This is a genomic window from Streptomyces sp. NPDC001415 (assembly GCF_053597395.1).
The window spans coordinates 1-15,981 of the sequence record NZ_JBSFIE010000016.1; the positions used below are offsets into that span (position 1 = coordinate 1).

General features: G+C 69.8%; 18 protein-coding genes and 1 pseudogene. 9 read left to right on the forward strand and 10 right to left on the reverse strand.

The features are described from left to right. Positions 1–127: 127 nt before the first annotated feature. Both ACWC2B_RS21685 and ACWC2B_RS21690 read right to left on the reverse strand, forming a co-directional pair. A pseudogene (locus tag ACWC2B_RS21685) lies at positions 128–433 on the reverse strand (HAAS signaling domain-containing protein); the annotation flags it as partial. Continuing rightward, positions 430–804: a PadR family transcriptional regulator gene (locus tag ACWC2B_RS21690; protein ID WP_450718938.1), complete on the reverse strand. Its 375-nt coding sequence runs from the start codon at positions 802–804 to the stop codon at positions 430–432. The pseudogene ACWC2B_RS21685 and the gene ACWC2B_RS21690, both read right to left, overlap by 4 nt. 122 nt (positions 805–926) lie before the next feature. Between ACWC2B_RS21690 and ACWC2B_RS21695 the strand changes: the two genes are divergently transcribed. Continuing rightward, positions 927–1,214 carry a hypothetical protein gene (locus ACWC2B_RS21695; protein ID WP_450718940.1) on the forward strand — a complete coding sequence of 96 codons (288 nt, stop codon included), beginning with the start codon at positions 927–929 and terminating at the stop codon, positions 1,212–1,214. Between the two features lie 194 nt (positions 1,215–1,408). On the opposite strand, the gene ACWC2B_RS21700 is transcribed toward ACWC2B_RS21695, so the two are convergent. Then, positions 1,409–1,732, reverse strand: a complete 324-nt coding sequence (locus tag ACWC2B_RS21700; RefSeq protein ID WP_450718942.1) for a hypothetical protein — start codon at positions 1,730–1,732, stop codon at positions 1,409–1,411. A 610-nt stretch (positions 1,733–2,342) separates the two neighbouring features. Between ACWC2B_RS21700 and ACWC2B_RS21705 the strand changes: the two genes are divergently transcribed. Next, positions 2,343–3,077, forward strand: a complete 735-nt coding sequence (locus tag ACWC2B_RS21705; RefSeq protein WP_450718944.1) for a dienelactone hydrolase family protein — start codon at positions 2,343–2,345, stop codon at positions 3,075–3,077. Between the two features lie 39 nt (positions 3,078–3,116). On the opposite strand, the gene ACWC2B_RS21710 is transcribed toward ACWC2B_RS21705, so the two are convergent. Then, positions 3,117–3,884, reverse strand: coding sequence for an ATP nucleotide 3'-pyrophosphokinase (locus tag ACWC2B_RS21710; RefSeq protein ID WP_450718946.1), 768 nt, complete (start codon positions 3,882–3,884; stop codon positions 3,117–3,119). A 207-nt stretch (positions 3,885–4,091) separates the two neighbouring features. Then, positions 4,092–4,811, reverse strand: a complete 720-nt coding sequence (locus ACWC2B_RS21715; protein WP_450718948.1) for an SDR family oxidoreductase — start codon at positions 4,809–4,811, stop codon at positions 4,092–4,094. Positions 4,812–4,942: 131 nt separating this feature from the next. Between ACWC2B_RS21715 and ACWC2B_RS21720 the strand changes: the two genes are divergently transcribed. Then, on the forward strand, positions 4,943–5,806 hold the full coding sequence (locus ACWC2B_RS21720; protein ID WP_450718950.1) for a LysR family transcriptional regulator: 864 nt from the start codon (positions 4,943–4,945) through the stop codon (positions 5,804–5,806). 238 nt (positions 5,807–6,044) lie between these two features. On the opposite strand, the gene ACWC2B_RS21725 is transcribed toward ACWC2B_RS21720, so the two are convergent. Further along, positions 6,045–6,935 (reverse strand): LysR family transcriptional regulator, encoded by an 891-nt coding sequence (locus tag ACWC2B_RS21725; protein ID WP_450718952.1) that lies wholly within the window; start codon positions 6,933–6,935, stop codon positions 6,045–6,047. Positions 6,936–7,070: 135 nt separating this feature from the next. On the opposite strand from ACWC2B_RS21725, the gene ACWC2B_RS21730 reads away from it, so the two are divergent. Beyond that, positions 7,071–7,436, forward strand: coding sequence for a YybH family protein (locus tag ACWC2B_RS21730; protein ID WP_450718954.1), 366 nt, complete (start codon positions 7,071–7,073; stop codon positions 7,434–7,436). 287 nt (positions 7,437–7,723) lie between these two features. Here the strand turns inward: ACWC2B_RS21730 and ACWC2B_RS21735 are convergent, their stop codons facing one another. Continuing rightward, the gene (locus ACWC2B_RS21735; protein WP_450718956.1) at positions 7,724–8,095 is read right to left on the reverse strand and encodes a winged helix-turn-helix transcriptional regulator; all 372 of its coding nucleotides are present in this window, start codon (positions 8,093–8,095) and stop codon (positions 7,724–7,726) included. 91 nt (positions 8,096–8,186) lie between these two features. Here ACWC2B_RS21735 and ACWC2B_RS21740 point away from each other — a divergent pair, with 91 nt between their 5' ends. From ACWC2B_RS21740 to ACWC2B_RS21755, 4 genes are all read left to right on the forward strand, one after another. After that, on the forward strand, positions 8,187–9,026 hold the full coding sequence (locus ACWC2B_RS21740; protein WP_450718958.1) for an SDR family oxidoreductase: 840 nt from the start codon (positions 8,187–8,189) through the stop codon (positions 9,024–9,026). A gap of 683 nt (positions 9,027–9,709) precedes the next feature. Further along, the gene (locus tag ACWC2B_RS21745; protein ID WP_450718960.1) at positions 9,710–10,969 is read left to right on the forward strand and encodes an alpha/beta hydrolase family protein; all 1,260 of its coding nucleotides are present in this window, start codon (positions 9,710–9,712) and stop codon (positions 10,967–10,969) included. A gap of 487 nt (positions 10,970–11,456) precedes the next feature. Then, positions 11,457–12,638 (forward strand): alanine--tRNA ligase-related protein, encoded by a 1,182-nt coding sequence (locus ACWC2B_RS21750; protein WP_450719248.1) that lies wholly within the window; start codon positions 11,457–11,459, stop codon positions 12,636–12,638. Between the two features lie 116 nt (positions 12,639–12,754). Further along, positions 12,755–13,375 (forward strand): L-threonylcarbamoyladenylate synthase, encoded by a 621-nt coding sequence (locus ACWC2B_RS21755; RefSeq protein ID WP_450718962.1) that lies wholly within the window; start codon positions 12,755–12,757, stop codon positions 13,373–13,375. Between the two features lie 38 nt (positions 13,376–13,413). Here ACWC2B_RS21755 and ACWC2B_RS21760 read toward each other — a convergent pair whose 3' ends face one another. Together ACWC2B_RS21760 and ACWC2B_RS21765 are read right to left on the reverse strand one after the other, a co-directional pair. Beyond that, on the reverse strand, positions 13,414–13,632 hold the full coding sequence (locus ACWC2B_RS21760) for a ferredoxin (RefSeq protein ID WP_450718964.1): 219 nt from the start codon (positions 13,630–13,632) through the stop codon (positions 13,414–13,416). Between the two features lie 5 nt (positions 13,633–13,637). Further along, on the reverse strand, positions 13,638–14,828 hold the full coding sequence (locus ACWC2B_RS21765; protein WP_450718966.1) for a cytochrome P450: 1,191 nt from the start codon (positions 14,826–14,828) through the stop codon (positions 13,638–13,640). 111 nt (positions 14,829–14,939) lie between these two features. Between ACWC2B_RS21765 and ACWC2B_RS21770 the strand changes: the two genes are divergently transcribed. Further along, positions 14,940–15,581 carry a TetR/AcrR family transcriptional regulator gene (locus ACWC2B_RS21770; RefSeq protein ID WP_450718968.1) on the forward strand — a complete coding sequence of 214 codons (642 nt, stop codon included), beginning with the start codon at positions 14,940–14,942 and terminating at the stop codon, positions 15,579–15,581. Positions 15,582–15,781: 200 nt separating this feature from the next. Here ACWC2B_RS21770 and ACWC2B_RS21775 read toward each other — a convergent pair whose 3' ends face one another. Further along, entirely contained in the window at positions 15,782–15,973 is a 192-nt protein-coding gene (locus tag ACWC2B_RS21775) for a ferredoxin (protein ID WP_450718970.1), read from the reverse strand. Positions 15,974–15,981 lie beyond the last annotated feature (8 nt).

Genomic DNA, 15,981 nt, shown 5'->3' on the forward strand with positions numbered 1-15,981 from the left:
AGGTCCTCGATGGGGGTACCCCCTGGTCTTCAAGACCTTGGGGGAGGAGCTACTAGGGCGTTTCGGCAACGCCGCGAGCGTGCGTGCCAGGCGCCGCGGGCCCGGGCGGGGTTTAGACACAGGCTCTCAGCATCAGGAGCGGGACCAGGGGGTGCGCCTTGCCACGCCGGGCAGGTGCGCCGAGACCGCTTCGGACCGGGGCCTCGGCGACCCCGTAGCCCGTCTCGGCGAGCGCCGTCGCCGCGATGGTGCGGGGGTCCCCCAGCTCCGCCAGGATCTTGCCGATCGCGGCGTCGGGGCGTTCGGCGCGCGTTACCTCGATGTGTTCGGCGAGGTCGGCGATGAGTTCCTGGCGACGGTCGGCGGGGAGGGTGGAGGCCTCGTGCTCGACGACGGAGAGGTAGTCGCGTACGGGGTCGGCAGAGGTCTTCATGCGAGGTCTCCGGTGGAGGGGGGCGGGGTGGTCAGGAAGGCGTCGACGGCGTTGCGGAAGCCGGGCCAGACGCGGGTGAACTCGTCGAGCGCGGCCCGGCCGCTGTCGGTGAGCGCGTAGTAGCGACGGGGCGGCCCGGAGGCGGACTCCTGCCAGGTGGTGGTGACCAGGTCGTCGCGGCGGAGCCGGGAGAGCAGCGGGTAGACCGTGCCCTGGCTGGTGGCCAGGGCTCCCGACTCCTCCAGAGCGTGGAGGAGTTCCACACCGTAGCGGGGACGGTCCCGCATCAGGGCGAGTACGCAGTACTCCAGGACACCCTTGCGCAGCTGGGCGGCCGCCCGGGCCTGCTTGGTCGAATCACCTGGTTCCATGCAATGCAAGATACCTGGCGGGGCAAGAGAAGGGGAAAGGGGGTAGCTTCCCCACCGCAGCGAGAGCGGTACTGAACACCGGGGGGCGAGCCGGTTGGTGAGCCATCGCCGAGCGGTCCAACTTGACGATTGGATACGGGAGTTGGTGCGCCGGGGTGCTGTGGGGTGGAGGGGGTGGGCCCGCGACGTTCGGCGAGAGCGGCGCCGATGTCCTCGCGGGCGACTCCGCGTGCCGCAGGCCCGGGTTCGACGTGGGCGAGGTCGTCGTCGAGGACGACGGGGCGAGAGGTGCCCATGTCGACGTGGGCGGTGGGCCAGCCGCGGCCGGCCCCGGTGATGAGGACGGGGACCCGGCAGATGGGGCGCCCCATCTCCACGGCGACCGGAGCCGGCGGCGGGGCGGGCAGTGACCAGTGCGGCAGCCGGCCCGGGTCGCGATCGGGTAGCGGCCGGGGCAGACCCGGCCGGAGCCGACGAGGCGGCAGGCGAACAGGCGGATGCCTCGTTGCCCGGCGTGGGAGGGGTCCGGCTTCGAGCTACGTGTTCGCGGGCGCAGTGAGCGCTCAGGCCGGGCCTGCGGCCGAATCCCCCATGGTGCCTTGTACTAGATGAGGTTTCGTACTAGAGGGAGCTGGAGGTCGGAGGAATCCTTGGAGACGTGGACGCTCTTGGCCTCACTGGGGAGGCCAGTAACCCGGCGTTCGGTGGATTCGAGGAGGACGTGTCCCCTGCAGTTCTTCTCCCTGTGAACACTGGCTCGGAAGCCAGGGGGAAGATCGATGCTCTTGATGTCCCGCGTGAGGTTGACGCACACGTTCTCCGATCGCGGACCGACGGTCAGGACGCCTTTGTCATCGGCATGGGCGGCTGTGGCTGCCAGCATGGGCGCGAGGATCAGCGGGGCCGTGAACAGCATTCTCTTCTTCATGACCTGACAACGATGAAGGCCCGCTGAGGAAACCGACCTTGGGGGACGATCACCGGTACGGACCTGGCCGCGCGACCGCGGTCACGTCCGGCTCCGGCGACACCAGCACAGCCGCACCCGCCGGCCAGTACGCCTGCGAACTCAATTGCCGACAGCCGACGTCACCACGTCTACGACCGGGCGGGCGACAACTCCGCCTGGCCGTGCCCGTGGCCGCCACCCACCGGTGGGTCGCCGAGTACGTGTTGGGAACAGTACGGCCGTCCAACCCTCATCCCCCCTACCCCCAACTCACAGGTGAGGCGGCACGTCGACCAGGTTCGGAATCCGAGAGGCCGACCATGAACGATGCCTACCACGAACGCTTTTGGCGAACAGAGCTGTGGCTCGGGGAAGGCTGGCGTCGGTCCTGTCCGGTGGGTTACGTTGGGCCGCGATGACTACCGGGACGGCCTTGCGCCACACACGAATTGGCAACCCGGTGCTCTCCTGAGCGCCGTACGGGCCCATGCCGGCCCGCCGTTGGACCGGGGACCCGGCGCTGCTGCGCGGGCCCCGCCCCCTGTCGTGTTGATCCCAGCTCAGCACATCAACCACGACAGGAGAACCCATGCCCATCAGGACACTGCACATTCCCACCCCGGACGGCCACGCCGACGCCTTCGCCGCCTTCCCCGACCGCGGCGAGCAGCACCCAGGCGTGCTGATGTACGCCGACGGCTTGGGCATCCGGCCCGTACTCCGGGAGATGGCCCAGGAACTCGCCGCACACGGGTACTACGTGCTCGTCCCCAACCTCTTCTACCGGCACGGCCCGGCGCCGGTGATCGAACTTCCCGAGCACATCGGAGAAGAGACCCGGCCCGCGGTCTTCGCCCAGGTGATGCCCTTGATCGAGGCGCACACCGCCGAACGTGCCCTGCGTGATGCCGACGCCTACCTCACGTTCCTCACCTCCCGGCCCGAGGTCAGCCCCGGGCCGGTCGCGGTGACCGGCTACTGCTTCGGCGGCCTCCTGGCCATGCGCACCGCCACCGCCCACCCCCACCAGGTGGCCGCCCTCGCCGCATTCCACGCCCCCGTGACCGCCGACGGACCCGACAGCCTCGCCAAGCTCACCGCCCAGGTCCACCTCGGCCACGCCGAGACCGACCTGACGCCCGAAGCCCTCAGCGAACTCAACCAGGCACTGGATGCCGCAGGGGTCAACTACACCTCCGAGATCTACCCCGACACCATCCACGGCTTCACCATGTCCGACACCGACGCCTTCAACCCCGCCGCACTACAGCGACACTGGGACCGCCTGCTCCCGCTCCTCGACCGCACCCTGACCAACAACTGAGGCGCCCGCGGCCGACGACGGGCCGGGAGGCCTGCCCGGTCAGTCGGTCGGCGCGGTCAGTCGGTCGGCGCCCGCGGGGACGGGGACGGCGGCGAAGATGGCGTCCTGCTGTGCCTGGAGTTCGCGGGCGCGTTCGGGGGTGGTGCCGGGCAGCCGCTGCTCCTCGTAGAGCTTGTGGGTCACCTCCTGGGCGTGCTTACTGGCGGGCGTGTGGAACTGGACCTCGAAGGCGTGCTGCGAATCGGGAGCCCGCCAGGCCGAGTTGATGGCCTTGTACCCCTTGTCGCGGGCCCAGGTGTTGGACCACTTGATGCTGTCGTTGCCCCAGGCGGACAGCACACTGGAGGCGACGGTGACGCCCTGGGTGTACCGGCCGTCCGGCCACTGGAGGGTGTAGCGCACCGAGTCCTTGATCTCGGCCAGCGCTTGGTTGACCTGCTGGCCGGGGTGTTCCTTCAGGGAGGTGGCAACCTTGCGCTTCAGTGAGTCGGGCGACTTGAGGCGGTAGTCGAAGCCGATGACGTCGGCGCCGCTGATCCGCGCGGCCGCCCGCACCTGGGGGCTGACGGTCCGCTCGGCTTCCCGCGCCCGGTCGTAGAAGGCGTCGACCGCAGCGTTCTCGGAGGCGTTCAGCGTGAGGCCGTCACCGCTCCAACCCCCGTCATCCGCAGACTGGTTGGCGTGAGTCGACTTGCGCGGCTTGTCGGTCAGGGGTCCCGCGGCTGCTCCGTGGACGGCGGCCGCGCTGAGCGCGGTGGCGAGGGCGGCGGCGATCGCGGCCCGCGAAACGGTACGGCAGAGGTTCATCGGCAGTGGCCATTCCTGATTCTCTCGACGACAGCCGTCCGCCGCCCCGGTCAGACACGGGGCAGCCGACGGACTCTGGCGTAGGACTCAACAGGAATCGCCTCCTCCAGGTAACCGCGCCACTCGCGACCAGGAGCAAACTGGCCTGATCACACCGCATCCCGACGAAATCCCATGGCCCCTCCTCCTGGCCTGTCATGTCACCTGTCATGCGGCCTGTCCTGTCGCGGCCAGTACCAGTTCGCGGACGGTGATCCGCTGGGGTTGCTCGTAGACCCAACGGACCGCCTCCGCGACCTCATCGGCCGTCGGCAGTTCCACCGCGTCCTTGAACGCCTGGTAGTCGGCCTTGGCGGTCTCGTCGGTGGTGTGCGAGAGCAGGTCCGTAGCGACCGCGCCCGGGGCGATGGTCACCACCCGCACTCCGTGCGCGGCGACCTCCTCGCGCAGGCTCTCCGAGATCGCGTGCACCGCTGCTTTGGTGCCGCTGTAGACGGTGTGGTTCGGGTAGCTCTTGAGACCTGCCACCGAACCGATGTTGATCACCGTGCCGGCTCCGCGCTCGACCATGCCGGGCAGTACGGCGGCGATGCCGTTGAGCAGCCCGCGCACGTTCACGTCCACCATCTGGTCCCATTCCCCGGCCGGTTGGGCGGCGACCTCGCCGAGCAGCATCGTTCCGGCGTTGTTCACGATCGCGTCGGCGGGACCGAAGGCGGCCTCGGCCTCGGCGACCGCGGCTGTCACCGCGGAGCGGTCGGTGACGTCCACCGCCCGTGCCAGCGTGCGGGGCAGGCCCAGACCGGTGAGCCGGTCGAGGCGCCGGCCGAGCAGCAGGAGCGGGTGACCGCGGTCGGCGAAGGCGCGTGCGGTGGCCGCGCCGATGCCCGTACCGGCGCCGGTGATGACGATGAGCGGCTGTGCCATGGCGTGTTCCATTCCTGATGGCTTGCGGGTGCTGTCTCCGGGTGTGGCCCCGGAGGCGATGTCATCAACCCTGCTCGTGCGGCGACTTGTGAACAATGCCGAACCCCGAAAGGATCGATAACCTGAGGGTTATGGAAAGCCGTGAGATCGAGATCTTCCTGACGCTCGCCGAGGAACTGCACTTCGCGCGCACCGCCGAGCGGCTGCTCGTCTCGCAGGCCCGGGTCAGCCAGACCATCAAGAAGCTGGAGCGGCGGTTCGGCACCGCGCTGTTCGAGCGGACCAGCAGGCGGGTCGCCATCACCCCGGTGGGCCGCCGCCTCCGGGACGACATCGGTCCGGCGTTCGTACGTATCCAGGAAGGCATCGCGCGTGCGACCGAGGCCGGACGGGGTGTTGCCGGACCGCTGCGCGTGGGCTTCTCGGGGGCGCTCCAGGGCGACTTGGTCCTCTCCGTCCAGGCCGCTCTGCGCGTCGGCAATCCCGAGTGCGAGGTGCGGCTCCAAGAGGTGCCTGAAGTGGAACCGTACGGGCCCCTGCGGTCCGGCGAGGCCGACGTGGCCATCGTCCGATTCCCCGTCGCCGAACCGGACTTGGCGACCGGGCCGGTGCTGATATCCGACGTCGTGATGCTCGCCGTCCCCGCCCGCCACCGGCTGGCCCGCCGCGACGCGGTCGGCGAAGGCGACCTCGCCGGCGAGACCGTGCTGCCGGCCGGCTCGCTCCAGGAGACGCTGGCCCGGGTCGGCGCCGGCCAGGGCGTCCATCCCGTCCCGAGCCAGACAGCGGTCTACCAGACCCGGCCGACGATCGCCTACGTCCCCTACCCCGACGCGCCACCCGCCGAGTTCGGTGCCGTATGGCGGAAGGCGGCGGACAACGCCCGGATCCGAGCCTTCGTCGCCGCCGCCGCTGCCCTGGTGCGTACGGAAGGCGGCCCCACGCAGGTCTGCGGAGCCTGCCGGGCCGACGCCGTCAGCCCCACCTGTCGGTGAATACGCGGCAGATCGTCCGGCGCCCAGGAGCGGGGGCACCGACAAGGCGGAGGGTCGCCGGCACCGGTCTCGTGCGGTTCGGACGACGCTCACGACGGCATCCTGAGCCTGCCTCGAACAGCCGTCACTCACCTTCGGCTTCCCCTCACCCGGGGGCCACCCGGGTCAGGCGCCCAGCAACCCCTCGCCCAACTGCCGTAAGAAGCCGACCACTACCGCCGCCAGCGCACCTCCCCCGCTACGTGGGCTCGGGGCCGGTGAATGCTCGTCGGCTGTGCACGAGCAGCTCACGCACCGCGGGGCTGTGCGTGCTCTTCCAGATCAGGGCCAGCAACGCTGGTGTTTCGACGTCATCGATGGTGCATGCGGTGAGCCGGTCACGGTAGCTCGCGGCCATCGAGCTGCTGAGGATCGCGACGGCGAGCCCTCGGGCGGCGAGGTCGGCGATGGCGCCCGCGGCGCTGGCTTGCAGCGCGATCCTCGGGTGGAGGTTCTGCGCGGCGCAGGCGTGGTCGAATACCGTGCGCAGGCCGGTGCCGGGTGGCATGCACGCGATCGGGTGGGCGGCCAGGTCGCGCAGAGTGACTCGTCGCTGTTTCGCCAAGGGATGCCCGGCCGGAACTGCTACGACGAGCCGCTCGCTGACGATTGTCAACGCGTCCAGCCCGTCGGGGGCGGCGGTTGCCGTCCCGATGAGAGCCAGGTCGAGGGTGCCGGCGCGCACCCCCTCGACGAGCCGGTCGGAGTTGTCCTCCAGGAGTGAGATCTCTACACCGGGATGTGCCCGGTGGAACACGGCGAGCGCGTCGAACAACGGCGTGAGAGTGCAGCCGATGACCATCCCGACCGTGAGCCGACCCCGGATCAGGTCGGTGACCTCGCCCACCGCTTGGCCTACCGCCCCAGCCGCGGCGAGCGCGGCACGGGCATGTTCGAGCGCGGCCTTTCCCGCGACAGTAAGGGTGGCGGTGCGCGACGACCGGTCAAACAACTCGGCGCCCAGTTCACGTTCCAGCTGGCGAATCTGGGCGCTGACGCCGGACTGGCTGATGTGCACCCGCTCGGCCGCCCGCGTGAAGTTCTGCTCTTCGGCGACCGCGACGAAGTATTCCAACTGCCTCAGGTCCATGACTGGAAATTCTAGCTCCCATTAGAACCATCTGTTGGACTTCTGATCAGCTGGCGGCCAGGCTGGAATCACGGAAGCGCACGAAGTCCGACGCAAAGCACACGAAGCCCGACACAGTTCGACACAGGAGGAACCATGCCGGAATACGAGAAGGCCATGCGGCCCGAAGACATCACACGCCTGTTCGTCGAGCGGTCCAACGCCGGTGATGCGGCCGGGGTTGCCGCGCTCTACGAAGAGAACGCGGTGATGGCCTACCCGCCCGGCGGGCAGACGGCGGGCCGGGAGGCGATCCGTGCGCTGTGGGAAAAGGTGCTGGCCAACCGCCCCCACTTCGAGCCGGAACAGCCGCTGCCGACACTGATCAGCGACGACATCGCGCTCACCTCGACCCCGCCGAAGGACGGCACCGGGGCGCGGGCACAGGTCGTCCGACGCCAGCCCGACGGAAGCTGGCTGCGCCTGCTCGACCAGCCCGAGTTCGTCCCACCCACCCGGTGAGGTCTCTCATTCCGCGGAAAGCGACGTCCAGGCTGGTTACGGGCCGCCCCATCCGGCCGGGGCGGCATCACACGAGATGTCAGCTCAGGTTGGTGTAGGCGTTCCAACCACCACCGGGGCTGGGCCGGTTGCCGAACGCGCCGTCGCCAGCTTCGGGCACCATGCGCGTGGGATGCCGTACCGAAGACGCGACGGGGGCCCCAACTCGCGTACTGAGCTTCGAGGTCTTCAACGGTTCCGGCATGCCCGGTTCTGCTGGCTGCGCTTCGCAGTCGGCCACTACCGCGCTAGCTCGCGCTACGCGGCGGCAGCCATCGTGTGATCCGGTCGAACAGTTCCGTCAGTGGCTCACCGACGTCCCGGCCGAACTCGCTCAGCCCGTAGGTGACTTGGGGCGGCGTCGTTGGTTCCACCTTCCGCCAGACCAGGCCGTCCTGGACCAGCGCGCGCAGGGTCTGGGCGAGCATCTTCTCGCTGATGCCCTGGATGCTCTCGCGCAGTTCGTAGAACCGGAGGTCGTTGCTCCGCAAGGAGATCAACACCCAGACGCCCCACCTGCTGGTCACATGGTCGAGCACATCGCGCGCGGGGCAGTCGGTGTGAAGCACGTCATACCTCTCGCCCGGCTCGTCGCGTGTGAACTGCGCGCCTCCCGCCATGTCATGAGCTTACCTTCAGGTATGTCCTTACCGAAAGTGAGCTCAGCTCCTAGCGTGAACGCCTCAGAGCACATCGGGCGAGGAGCTGAACATGATCGTGGTGACCGGGGCTACCGGGAATGTGGGACGGCCGTTGACGCGGGCGCTGGCCGAGGCGGGGCATCAGGTGACGGCGGTGTCGCGGCACCCGGCAGCAGTACCGGACGGTGTCCGCCACATGGTGGCCGACCTGACCGAGCCGGCCGGTGTCGAACCCGCGCTGGCCGGTGCGAAGGCTCTGTTTCTGCTGCTGTCCGGCGACCTGCACGCCGCCGGGGCGAGGCCGGCCGATGTCATCGGCAAGGCCGCGGCCGGCGGGGTCCGCCGGGTCGTCCTGCTCTCCTCGCAGGGCGTGGCGACCAGGCCCTTCGGCCCGACGCGGATCACAATGCGGTCCGTTGAGGATGTGTTGCAGAAGTCCGGGCTGGAGTGGGTCGTTCTGCGGCCGGGCGGCTTCGCCTCCAACGCCTTGTGGTGGGCCGAGTCCGTCCGCGCGCGGCGGGTTGTGGCCGCACCGTTCGGCGATGTCGGGGTCCCGGTCATCGACCCGGCGGACATCGCCGAAGTCGCGGCGGCCTGCCTGCTGGACGACCGGCACACCGGCGGTGTGTACGAGCTGACCGGCCCGGAGGTGATCACGCCGCGCCAGCAGGCGGAGGCCATCGGCGCGGCACTGGGCTCGCCGGTGCGGTTTGACGACCTCTCCCGCGACGAGGCCAAGGCCGCCATGACCCGGAGTCTGCCGGCGGAACTCGCTGAGGACACCCTGGACATACTCGGTTCCCCGAGCCCGGCCGAACTGCGCGTCAGCCCGGACGTGCAGCGGATCCTCGGCCGCGCACCGCGCCCGTTCGCCGACTGGGCGGCCCGCAACGTCGCGGCGTTCCGCTGAGAGCTTCCGCTTTCCGATTGCTTCCGCACGTCGCCCTGCTTCCGCACATCACCTTGTTTTCGCACGTCGCCGTGTCTTCTCACGTCGCCTTGTTTTCCCACTTCGCCTTGTTTTCCCACTCCGCCTTCGACTGCCTTCGCGGCAAAGGACACGCAGCGATGGACGAAGGTGGCGTCGCGCGAGGGCCGCCCCGCTGGGCAAAGGCCCGCCCGGGCTGACCGTACGTCGACCCGGGCGGCCGATGGGGTTCACCGTGGAGGTGCCGATCCCCATCGAATGGTTCGAACCCACCTGCAACACATTGCCGTTGGGTGTGGTCAGTGTGGTGCAGAAGGCGTGCGACGGGCCGGTGGGCGCGACAGGCGGTGGTGTCCGCGCGAAGACCACGGCCATTGTCTTGCGGGAGTTCGGCCGAGGCGGGACGGGTTGCACGGCCCGGCACGCATGAACTGGCCGCCCACCGTGCGTACTTACGCCAACGGCGGGCTCATCATGGGCGCCGCCTGCCGCCCGCCGCGCCGCGGGCTTCATCGGTTCGGGGTCCGGCGAGCGGAGCGCCGGACCCCGTGGTTGCCGAGGCATTCGACGGCCGGGAGCGCACCACGGGGGTTCGGAAAATCCGAACCCCCCAAGCGGGGGGCTCCACGATGGTGGGAACAGGATGACTGCGTCAGCCTTGATCCATGACCACTTCGTCTTTCCGCAGAGTGTTCCTGTCCACCGCCGCGCTGGCTGTCACCGCGTGCCTGACGTGCACCTCCGCCGCCGTCGCGGCGCCTGCTGCGCCGCCGGGCCCGTCGGCCCTGGCCCGGATGTCGCTGCCCGCGCCGACAGGTGCGTATCCGGTCGGCACGACCTCCCTGCACCTCACCGATCGCGGCCGCCCCGACCCTTGGGTCGGCTCTCAGCCGTACCGCGAGTTGATGGTCAGCGTCCGCTACCCCGCGCAGAACGTGGCCGGGCATCCGCGGGCTCCGCAGATGCTGCCGGGTGAGGCGGCCGGATTCGATGCGCTGAACAATCTCACGGACATACCGAAGGGCCGGGCCGACTGGGCGGCGACCCGAAGCCACGCGTATACGGAAGCACCGGTCGCGCGGCACAGTCCGCGGGGCTTCCCGGTGGTGCTCTATTCGCCGGGCGTCGGGGACCCCCGCACCCTGGGCACCACCTTGTGCGACGAACTCGCCTCGCGCGGCTACGTGGTGGTGATGATCGACCACACCTATGACGCTTCGGCGGTGGAGTTCCCGGGCGGGCGGGTGGAGAAGACCGTGCTGCCCGAGGAGTTCGGGAAGGCCGACAAGGCAGGAAAGGCACAGGTCACCGCGCTGCTGAAGAAGACCCTGGCGGTACGGGTCGCCGATACCCGCTTCGTACTGGACCAGCTCGGACAGCTTCCCGGCCGGCTGCGGGGCGCGCTCGACCTGGACGCGGTGGGCATGTTCGGGCAGTCCGCAGGCGGGTTCACGGCCGCCCAGACCATGCACGACGACCCGCGGATCAAGGCCGCGGCCAACCTGGACGGCGTCATGGGCTACACGCAGCGCGACGACGACCCGGCCAACCCGTCCTCCGTCGGGACGGACGGCGTCGACCGGCCTCTGCTGCTGATGGGCAAGGAGGGCAACAACCATCACACGGTCGCGTCCTGGGGCGCGGTGTGGCAGCACAGCAAGGGGTGGCTCAGGGATCTGACACTCACCGGCTCCGAGCATGCGAGCTACACCGACATGCAGTCCGAAATACCGCAACTGGCACGCCCATTGGGGCTTTCCGCGCAGACGGTCGCCGCCAACATAGGCACGGTCGAGCCGAAGCGTTCGGTGGCCTCACAGGAGGCCTGCACAGCGGCCTTCTTCGACCGGTGGCTGCGCGGGCAGGATCGGCACCTGCTCGACGGCCCGTCCGCCCGTTTGCCGGAGGTGCGGTTCGTGAAGTAGCCGTTCCCGTACGAGCGCCATCGCATTCCCCCGGCGCCGGCCCGGGTTCGGCCCCGGGCCGGCGCCGGAGCCAGAGCAGGGCCCCGGCCCGGGGCTGGGCTGGAGCCGGGGCCGGGTCCGGCCCCGGGACTGGAGCCACCCCCGGGGCCCCGCCAACCGCCGCTGCTCAGCACCGCGACCACTGCCGCCCGGCAGGAATTCGTGTGCAGTCCAGCCACCTGCCCACTACCGTGGACGGCATGAAGGTCATCAGCCACATCAACAGCGCGCCCGCGCGAGCGACCAGCTCGCCGGTTGCCGCCGCCTGACCTCATTCCCCACTCCCCCGGCGACCGGAAACGGCCCGCCGGTGGATCGTCGGATTCATGGTCCGGAATCGCTGTCCCGGATTTCCGTCCGGATTTCTGTTCTGGATTCCTGTCACGTCCCGTGTCTGCGGTCCCTTCCGGTTACCCCCAGACAAGGACCCGCAGTCATGAATACCGTCATGAACACCGAGCACGTCATTCGCACGTTCGTGGAGTACTTCGAGGACCGGGACCACCGGCGCATCACAGGGTCTTCCCTGTTGCCGCCGCCCGGTGACCCCGTGCTGTTCACCACCTCGGGCATGCATCCGCTCACCCCCTATCTGGAGGGCCGGCCTCATCCGCTCGGCCGACGCCTGGTCAATGTCCAACGCTGCCTTCGCACCACCGACTTGGAGGAGATCGGTGACGACACCCACCTCACGGTCTTCGAGATGCTCGGCACCTGGTCGCTCGGCGACTACGGAAGCTCGCAGAGCCTCGGCTGGGGCCACGACCTGCTGGTCAACGGCTTCGGCGTCGATCCGGGCCTGCTGCACGCCACGGTCTTCGGCGGCGACGAGCACTCCGGCCCCGACACCGAATCGCTGCGCACCTGGGAGGAGCTCGGGGTGCCGATCGAGCTGACCACACAGGAGAACTGGTGGTCCAACGGCCCCACCGGCCCGTGCGGTCCGGACTCGGAAATATTCATCTGGACGGGGGACACACCGCCCCGGTCCACGCCGACCCGCGACGAGCGATGGGTGGAGGTATGGAACCACGTGATGATGCGCTACCACCGCCGTGAAGACGGCACCCTCGACCTGCTGCCCCGGCCCAACGTGGACACCGGGCTCGGGCTCGAACGACTCGTCGCCGTACTCCAGGGCAAGGGGTCGGTCTTCGAAACCGACCTGTTCGAGCCGTGGATGGGCTCCGTGCCTTCGCTCTGGCGGCTGGAAGAGCGGTCGCTGCGGCTGGTCTGCGACCATCTGCGGTCGAGCATCGTCGTGATCGGCGACGGCGTCCTGCCGTCCAACACGGGGCGCGGATACGTCCTGCGGCGTCTGATCCGGCGGGTGCTCACCACACTGTGGCGGGTCGACCCGTCCCGCACACTCGGTGATCTGCCAGAGGAACTGGTACGGCACACCCTGGCCCGCTTCGGGCAGGGCGGGCACAGGCACACCGGCCCGGCCCGCGACGTACTCCTCGACGAGGAGCGGCGCTTCAGGCGGCTCCTCAGACGAGGCCGCCGCGTCCTGTCCCAGCCCCGTTACTCCGGCCCGCTCACCGAGGACGACTACAGCTACCTCCACGACACTCACGGCCTGCCCCGCCACCTCATACTCGGCCTCCAGAACGGCACCCTGGGATGACCTCTGGTGCCAGGCCCCTGGGGGCGGGCCCGCCCCGCGCTGTGGACGGGCCCCGAGCCGACACCTCGAAACCGTCGGAACCGGCCGCCCAGGCGCACGGACCTTAGACTCGGCGGATGGCAAAGTACTTTGACGTGCACCCCGAGAACCCCCAGCGGCGCACCATCAGCAGTGTGGCGGACAGCATCCGTTCCGGCGCGCTCGTCGCGTACCCGACGGACTCCTGCTACGCGCTGGGATGCCAGCTGGGCAGTCGTGACGGCATCAACCGGATCCGGTCGATCCGCGAGCTGGACGACCGCCACCACTTCACCCTGGTGTGCCAGAACTTTGCGCAGCTGGGCCAGTTCGTGCAGATCGACAACGACGTGTTCCGCGCGATCAAGGCGGCGACGCCCGGCAGTTACACGTTCATCCTGCCCGCGACGAGGGAGGTGCCGCGCCAGTTGCTGCACCCGAAGAAGAAGACGGTCGGGGTGCGCATCCCCGACCACGCCGTCGCTCAGGCTCTGCTCGCCGATCTCGGCGAACCGCTCCTCTCCAGCACTCTGTTGCTGCCCGACGAGGAAGAGCCGATGACGCAGGGCTGGGAGATCAAGGAGCGCCTGGATCACGTGGTGGACGCGGTCCTTGACTCCGGGGACTGCGGTACCGAGCCCACCACGGTCATCGACTTCTCGAACGGCGAGCTCGAAATCGTACGCCGGGGAGCCGGCGACACCTCGCGCTTCGAGTAGGCGCCCGCACCCACGCGGCCCTGTACCCGCGGTGCCTGTCAGTCGCGGCGAGGTCCGATGACGCCGCTCCCGTCGTGCACCGTGATCGCTTGGGCGGGGCATGCGTCGGCGACGTCCAGGATGCGTTCCTCCGGCTCGATCCCCTGCGGCAGCACCCGCGCGTGCTCGCCGTCCAGCGCGAACACGTCGGGGGCCGCTCCGGCACACATGCCCGATGCCAGGCAGAGCCGCGGATCCACGCGTACGGTCCAGGTCATGGCGGTCACCACGCGACCGGCATGACGCGCGGGCCGCGGACCAGCATCTCGGACTTCCAGGTCACGTCGCCGGCCAGTTTCAGCCCGGGGAAGCGGGTGATGAGGGCGCTCAGGGCTTCCTGGAGTTCGAGGCGGGCCAGTGGGGCGCCCAGGCAGTGGTGGACTCCGTGGCCGAAACCGAGGTGCTGGTTGCCCTCGCGGGCGATGTCGAGCACGCCGGGGGCGGTGAAGCGGAGCGCGTCGCGGTTGGCGGCGCCCATCGCGACCAGGACCGGGGTACCGGCCCGCACCAGAGTGCCGCCCACCTCGACGTCCTCGGTGGCGTATCGGGCCTGGCCGGCCCCGCTGCCCAGTGGCACGAAGCGAAGCAGTTCCTCCACCGCTCCCGCGATCAGCTCGGGCCGGGCCCTGAGCCGCGCCAGCTGGTCGGGGTGGTCGAGCAACGTCAGGGTGAAGTTGGGGATCTGGGACGCGGTGGTCTCGTGTCCGGCCACCAGGACCGCCACGCACAGGTCGACGAGTTCGAGTTCGGAGAGGCGGTCGCCGCCGTCGCGGGCCTCGATGAGCGCGGTCATCAGGTCGTCCTGCGGATCCTGGCGGTGCCGCTCGATCAACTCGCCCATATAGGCGCGGAGTTCCTCACGGTTGGCCTCGAACTCGGTGGCGGTGAGTGAGCTCGTGGACAGGGCCGCGTCACTCCACACCCGGAAGCGCGGCCGGTCCTCGGTGGGCACGCCGAGCATGCGGCAGATCACCGCGACCGGCAGGGGCAACGCATACGTGTCCACGAGGTCGGCGGGCGGTCCGGCCGCTTCCAGGTCGTCGAGCAGGCTCGCGGTGAGCTCGCGCACCTGAGGGCGGAGTTTCTCGACCTGGCGCACAGTGAACGCCCGCGCCACCAGGGAGCGCAGCCGGGTGTGGTCCGGCGGGTCCATGCCGAGGATCCCGCTGTCGTTCCGCCCCTCGGACTGCCGGGGCTCGTCGTGCGAGGCGCCTTCTGCCCGGCTGAATCGCTGGTCGCCGAGGACGAGCCGGGCATCCGCGTAGCGGGTGACGAGCCAGGCGGGCTCCCCGTACGGCAGTTGGACGCGTAACAGGCCCGGTATGTCGCGTACGCGCTCGTACTCCTCGGCGAGCTGGAGTCCGTCGGAGGTGTTGAAGGGATAGGCGAGGGGTGTGATGTCGGCTGTCGTCACTGCGGCCTCCCGGATGTAAGCAGCTGCTTACAACGGTAGGGGCGCTCCTGTGGGCGGTCAACGGCGCATTGTGGCCGTTATCCTGACGGGCCGTCTGAGAGGACCTGCCCCATGGAAGAAGCCCCCGATTCGCTTGGCCCCGATTCAGTCGCTCCCGGCTCGGCTGCTCCCGACTCGTCCGCCGGTGAGCGCCGTCGCGATGCCGGGGCCACCCGCCGCCGGCTGCTCGACGCGGCCCGGGACCTGTTCGCGGAACGGGGCTACGAAGGGGCGACGGTCCGCGAGATCGCCGAACGGGCCGGCGCCAACCAGGCGTTGCTGTTCCGGTACTTCGGGTCCAAGCAGGGGCTGCTCACGGAGGTCGTCGCGCAGGGTGGCCTGGAGCAGTTGCGTGCCACGCCGCCCGAGGAACTTTTCGAGACGGCGCTGCGTTCGATGCTGACCAGCAGCGCCTCGGGAACCGCCGACCGGTCCCTGGAGGTCTATCTGCGCTCCATAGGGCGGGGGGACGAGGCGACCGGGACGCTGCGGGAGCTGGGCGGGCAGTATCAGAGCGCCCTCGCCGCGCTTTCCGGAGCCAAGGACGGCGCCCTGCGCGCGGATCTGGCCATGGCCTGGCTGCTCGGAATCGGGCTCATGCGGACGGTCGTGGCGCGCGAGCCGCTGGCCAGCGCGGATCCGGACACCGTCTGCCGCCTCGTGGTCGACACCCTCGAACACCTCTGGTCCGCGCCGGAGAGCGAGACACCTTAGCGGCCCTCCGTTCGTAGCAGGCTCTCAACTTCCCGACCGCCAAGGGAAGATGAGGTCGGTCGGCTCCGCGGGACATCTGAGCGCGGCGGGATCCGCGCCTGTCCCGCGCATCGGACGGGAGCGGCGCTGAACGGCGTAGAGTCACCGCGCTCGTCCGGGCCGGAACCGTTCGAGAGGTCCGGCCCGGACGGGGGCGGGGGCTATTCGCTGATCCGGACGGCGCCGGACGGGCAGAGGCTGCCGGCCTGACGGGCGGCGGTCCGCTGGTTCGGGTCGGGATCGGGGGTGAGCACGTCCACGAGACCGTCGTCGTCCTGGTCGAAGACGGCGGGCGCGGTCAGCGCGCACAGCCCGGCGCCGACGCAGACGTTCCGGTCGGCCGACACCCGCATGGGGCCTC